The following is a 5,663-nucleotide window of genomic DNA, read 5'->3' as shown; positions in this document are numbered from 1 at the left end:
GCCGAGTACGAAGCCACCTACTACCTCCAGAACCAGCCAAAACCGCTGGTCACAGCCACAACTTAGAGTCTCTACCGAACCCGGAACGATTCAGTCCTACCCCAACGTCAGCGCGTTGCTGGACGCGAACGTCGCCTACATCGCCCCCGCCCCGGCGGCCAGGGTCCCCGACAGCATCTACGCGGCCCTGAACATCCAAGACGCGCAGGTCATGGACTACACGGCGGACCGCGACAGGCACAGGCCCGCTGAAGAACGCGACCTCTACCGTGTTCTGGAGGACACCCACCGCCTGGCAGGCCCCCGCAAAAGCGACCCGTCACACACCCTGCGCCGGATCCTGGTTCACTCCACCAGCAACGCCCGTGGCCAGGAAAAAGCCCGCACCAAACGCCTCGCCCGTGCCGCCGAGGACCTGGACAAGCTCCAGCGCCAAGCCGGCGGCCGCTACTACGGCACCGCCGAAAACATCGCCGCGCGGATCGGCGTGATCGCCCGCACCCCAGGACTGCCTGCGCACCACCATCGGCGCCAACGCGGAGAGCCGCTGCAACCTTCAGTGGCACTTCGACCAGGACGTCCTCGACGCCGAAGCCGCAGCTGACGGCTGGTACGCACTGCTGACCAACCTCACCCCCGAGCAGGCCGACGCCGCCGACATCCTTCTGCGCTACTCAGGCCAGAGCGTGGTCGAACGCCGCTACCACGACTTCAAGGGCCCGCTCGCGGTCGCTCCCGTCTTCTCGCAGCGTAACCGACGCATCGCCGCCCTGATCACCGTAATTTGCCTGGCTCTACTGGTGTTCTGCCTAATCGAACGCCAGGTCCGCCAGGCCCTGGGCCCCGACCAAACCATGCGCGGCCTCTACCCCGACAACCGCGCCGTCCGCCCCACCGGCCGAATGATCTTCTACCACCTGGCCAGCCTGACGCTCCGGCCCGGCACCACCACCGACCCGCCGACCATACTGATCAACCGAGGAGTCCAAGCACACCTGCTCGAACTCCTCGGCATCGACGAAACAAAACCCCGCTGGCTGGAGAGCTAAAACCCCATGTGCGAAGTCCGCGACTAGTGGTCGTCGCTGGCTGGGCCCTTGGCGACGACGCCGGCTTCGACGACCCGAACGGCCAACGCCGTCCGGGACGACACCTCGAGTTTGCGCATCGCTGCTTCCAGGTGCCGCGCGACCGTCTTCGGTGACAGGAAGAGGACGCCAGCGATCTCCCGGTTGGTCCGGCCCTCGACGAGCAGCCGGACCACGTCGAGTTCCCGAGGAGACAGCTGATCGCCGTAGCTGCGCCGTCCACCCCGCCACGACGGGCGCTTCACCTCGGCACCGTGCGCACGCAGGGTGTACATGACGCGTACGGCGTCGGCACGAGCACCTAGGGCGGACAGTCCCTGGAAGGTCTCCGCAAGGACGGGGAGCGCGGCGTCCAACCGGTCCGCGCGGAGCAGGCAGGCGGCCTGTCGCTCACGGCTGAGCAAGGCGTTGTACGGCCGTGGGAGGCTCTGCCACGCCTCGGCTGCACGGGCGAACAGGGCGGCGGCGCTGAGGGGATCGCGTCGGTGTTGGGCCAGGATCGCCCTACAGGTCGCCAGGGCGGCGTGCGGGGCAGGCGCGCGGCGGCCATGTACTCCGGCCGCGAAGGCCTCGGCGAGGTCGTCGGCCTCGCCGACCCGGCCGGCCGTGAGCAGTGCCTCGACCCGCACCGGGGCGAGCTCAGTGGCCCAGATCCAGGTGTCCTTTGCGGCGATGAACCGGATCGGCTCGTCGGTCACCTTCAGCACGTCGTCGATCCGTCCGAGGTCCAGCCGGAGCTTGGCCAGGGCGCCGGCCGGCTCGACGCAGTATTCCGCCCCGCCCTGCCGGTCCGCCTGCGCAAGGACGGTCCGCAGGCACTCGTCCGCGCGGTCCTGGTCGCCGTGGGCCGCATGCAGCAATCCGACGACCATGGTCGGCGTCAGGCGGCTAACCGGCTGCAGAAGTTCCTCGTCACCAGCCAGCGTTCCGGCCCGATCGGCCAGGCCGCCCCAGGCACCGGTGAGCCAGTCCAGCTGGGTCAGCGTTGCCCGCGCCATCCCGTGATCCTTGGGGTACTGATACTTTTCGGCCAGCCCGATGGCCAGCGTGAGCGCCCGCCTCGCCTCCGCGTACCGCCCCCAGATCAGTCCCATATGCCCGACGTTGAGCTGGGTGGCAATGACGTTCAGCCTCTCGGCGGTGGTGGGCGCGTCGTCGCCGATCAACGCCGCCTCTGCCCACCCCTCCTCCTCACCGAGCACCAGGAGTCCGCTCGCCCGTCCGGCTCGGAGGCTCAGCCGGTCCGCCGGCGCCATCGACGAAGCCGGGACCTGCGCCACCTGCCGCAGCCACCTGAGGAGTTCGGCCGCTGGCGTCGTCGTCCCGTACGACAGGCCGAGGAACATCATCGCGCGGGCTGCCTTCGCCGGGTCGTGTCCGAGGTCGGGCAGCGCTCGTTCCATCTCAGTCCGGCCCTGCTCGAACGCCTCCATCTGCGTCAGCAGCCGGGAGAGCTGGAAGCGGATCTCCGCCGCCTCGATCGGCGTCGGCTCACCGGTGTCCAGCACCAGGCGGAGGGCATCCATCAGTTCACGGTAGCGTTCGCGCCCGCTGAGCAGGCCGAACGGAAACTTGTCGGTGAGCCGGACCACATCGGCGGGCCGCAGCTCGGCGTTGGTGAGCAGATCGTGCAGCAGGACGATGGCCGTCGCGCCGTCGCCCGAGGCGAGGGCGAGGTCGGCAGACTGTTCCGCGTACTGGAACCACGCCGCCGTGTCGCCGGCCTCTCGGAAATGGCGAGCCAACTGGGCGACCGGTGGCGGGGCGACGCCTTCGAGGATGTGCGCGGCGCGCAGGTGCATCGCCCGCCGCTCCGGCATCGGGATCGCCTCATACACGGCGCGACATGCCAGCATGTGCCGGAACGAGACCAGCCCACGCGGGTCCTCCCTCAGCAGCCCGGAACCCACCGCCTCCGCCAGGCCGGCCAGCCGGCTCGCCGGCTCGCCGGCCGGCGCCATCACCTCGAAGACGGTGTCCTCGGCGGCGGGGTCAGTGAGTACGGCGGCCGCGCGCAGCGCCGCCTGCGCCGCCGGGCTGAGCCGGGCACTGCGTTCCAGCACGGCGTCGCGCACCGTTGGCGGTACGTCGATCTCACTCAGCCGATGCCGCATCCAGGAGTCGTCCCGCCGTATCAGGTCGCCGCGGTTCCACATCAGCTGCACGGACTCCTCGATGGCGAGCGGAAGCCCATCGGTCCGGTCGTGCAGGAAGGCCGCGAATTCGTCGGAGACCTGTTCCCCGCCGAGCATCGAGGCCACCATGTCGGCAGTCCCGGCGACGTCCAACGGCTCCAGCGACAGCCGCAGCCGCCTCGTTCCCGCCGGTTGCCGCGACGACAACCGCAGCAGCAGAGAGTCCGGCGCGATTTCCCCCGGACGGTAGCTCACCAGCAGGCTGACCCGTTGCCGGGGACGTGATGCCAGAAACAGCAGAAACTCCAGGGTTGCCTCATCTGCCCAATGCACGTCCTCAACCGCGAGCAACCCGATGTCCAGCCGATCGAGGATCTCCTCGAGGGCCCGGAACAGCCGGTGTCGTGCTGCTGCCTCGTCCTCGGCCGGCTCCGGCGCCGGCGGCAGCGCCGACGCCCACTCGGGGAACAGCGGCCGGAGTGCCCCCGCCAACCCGCTCAGGCCAAGCCCGACCACATCCTCGGTCGCCGTTCGGATCGCGTCCACCACCGGGCCGAACGTGAAGGGCTGCCGAAACGCCGGGCAGGTCGCCAGTAGCACCCGCCGGGCCGGGGTACGCGACGCGAGCATCTCCTGGACCAACCGGCTCTTGCCAATCCCGGCTTCGCCCTCGACCAGCACGATCACCGGCCGATCCGACAGCGCCATACTCAGGGCGGCGAGTTCGTGCTCGCGTCCGACCATGCCGGGCGACACGATCGCCGAGCGGTTACCCCGCATCTCACCCGCTGGTATGCGTCCGCTCCGTTGGCGGTAGCGCGGTTCGTCTTCTCCGCCGGTATGCGATCCGTCTCGGCCCGCTCCACAGCCTCGATCTGCTCGCCTCGGCCCTCGGCCCGGAGCGCCGTCGCTCATCCCTGCCTCCGTTGGGTGCTCGTCCACGGTCTCGCCGAGGCGACATTAGCTGGACCGGTGCCACCGAAGGACTCCAGAAGCGCGGCTGCGCCTCCGGCGCCACCCAGGTCAAAGCCTCCCATCCGCCCGGAGGGTCTTCAAGGTCGGCTGCTCGTCCGGCGCCCGCTGCAGACCGGGCGCGAGGGTCACGGCCCCGCCGACGCCCGCCTGGCCCTGCCCGCCCACCTGCACTCCCTCCCGCTGCAGCGGGAGGTGGTGCACGAGGTCGCCGACGGCCCCCTGCGCGCCGAGGGCCTGGTCGACCGCATCACCCTGCCCCGGGCCGGACGGCTGCGGGTGTGGTTCCCCACCCAGTACGGCGTGCAGGTCGCTTCCGAGTGGCCGGAGTTGCGGGGGCGGCGGCCGTCGAAAATGGTGTCGGATCGGACCGCGGTGCGGCTGCGGGTCGGGCACGCGTTGACGGTGACTGAGACGCGACTGGCCTTCATCCAGGACGCGCGCCGCCGCTGCGAGCCGTGCCGAGCGCTGGACTGGATCCCCGAGGTCTACCACCCGGTGGTGGGCGGTGAGGCGGTCATCCCGGATGCCTTGCTGTTCTACCAGGCGGACCAAGTCGTGCACGGCGGACTCTGCCGCATTCATCCGGTGATCCAAGCAGCGCCGCCTGCTCCACCTCATGGCGCCGCTGGGCCGGCAGCGCACCCATGGCGCCCCCGGCGACGCCGCTGCCCTCCGCCCGGTGCGGGCGGACGACTGCGCGGCGGGGCCCTGTCGCTCCAGTCTGCGCAGCGCCCGTTCGCTGTCCGACTCGGGAAGTGTCAGCCAGTTTGTGAGGTCAGAGACCTCACGCAGCTCCCACTACCACGCGCGCGGTACGCCGACTCCTGCATCTCGTCGAGATCGAAGGATCCCAGCACCCTCGACCCCCCTCCCGAACGCATTAAATCCGCACAATTTCGGACTCTGTGGGCGCCGGTCGTGGCACAAAGTGGCCACGGCGCAAAGCCGCCATGCACATCACCCCCCAAACGCCCGTCGCCCTGCCAATGTGACGTCACCGCAGCGCCAACAGCATTCGGAATACCGCGATTTGTTTAAAAGTGTTCCGGCTTCATTTAGGGAGAGCGATGCATCCGATATCGCGTACGGCACTGGGGGCGGCCACCGCCGCCGTCCTGGCTGCTAGCGCGATCGCACCGTCCACGGCAGCGCCGCAGGACGACACGATCGCGAAGAGACCACTGACCGGCAGTTCGGCTGCAGAGGCCAAGGCCGGTAAACCGGTCACCGTGACCCTGGTCACCGGCGACAAGGTCTTGGTGAGTACGGACAGTTCGGGGGCCGCTTCGGTCACCGCGCTGCCGCGCGAGGACGGCACCGTCCCATTGGTGCAGACCCGGCAGTCCGGCAAGGACCTTTACGTCTACCCTGACACCGCCGTCAACGCGCTGGCCGCGGACATGGTCGACGAGGAACTCTTCAACGTCACCGGGCTCATCCGCCAGGGTTACGACGACGCGAGCAC

Annotated in this window: 3 protein-coding genes and 1 pseudogene; 3 read left to right on the top strand and 1 reads right to left on the bottom strand. The window is 69.6% G+C overall.

Annotated elements, in window-relative coordinates:
* Nucleotides 1–115 precede the first annotated feature (115 nt).
* Both ACWD6R_RS39575 and ACWD6R_RS39570 read left to right on the top strand, forming a co-directional pair.
* Nucleotides 116–604 (top strand): hypothetical protein, encoded by a 489-nt coding sequence (locus tag ACWD6R_RS39575; RefSeq protein WP_451823190.1) that lies wholly within the window; start codon nt 116–118, stop codon nt 602–604.
* Nucleotides 605–686: 82 nt separating this feature from the next.
* A complete protein-coding gene (locus tag ACWD6R_RS39570) occupies nt 687–1,049 on the top strand; it encodes a hypothetical protein (protein ID WP_451823189.1) in 363 nt (120 codons plus the stop codon).
* Between the two features lie 23 nt (nt 1,050–1,072).
* On the opposite strand, the gene ACWD6R_RS39565 is transcribed toward ACWD6R_RS39570, so the two are convergent.
* A complete protein-coding gene (locus ACWD6R_RS39565; protein WP_451823188.1) occupies nt 1,073–4,003 on the bottom strand; it encodes an ATP-binding protein in 2,931 nt (976 codons plus the stop codon).
* A 1,262-nt stretch (nt 4,004–5,265) separates the two neighbouring features.
* Between ACWD6R_RS39565 and ACWD6R_RS39560 the strand changes: the two are divergent.
* Nucleotides 5,266–5,663: pseudogene (locus tag ACWD6R_RS39560) on the top strand (peptidase); the annotation flags it as partial.

Source organism: Streptomyces sp. NPDC005151, assembly GCF_053599875.1.
Note: the sequence above shows the minus strand (reverse complement) of the source record. Positions and strands in the feature narration are given on the sequence as shown.

Coding starts and splice junctions, on each gene's coding strand:
- ACWD6R_RS39565 (WP_451823188.1), bottom strand. CDS start 4,003: ATGCGGGGTAACCGCTCGGCGATCGTGTCGCCCGGCATGGTCGGACGC.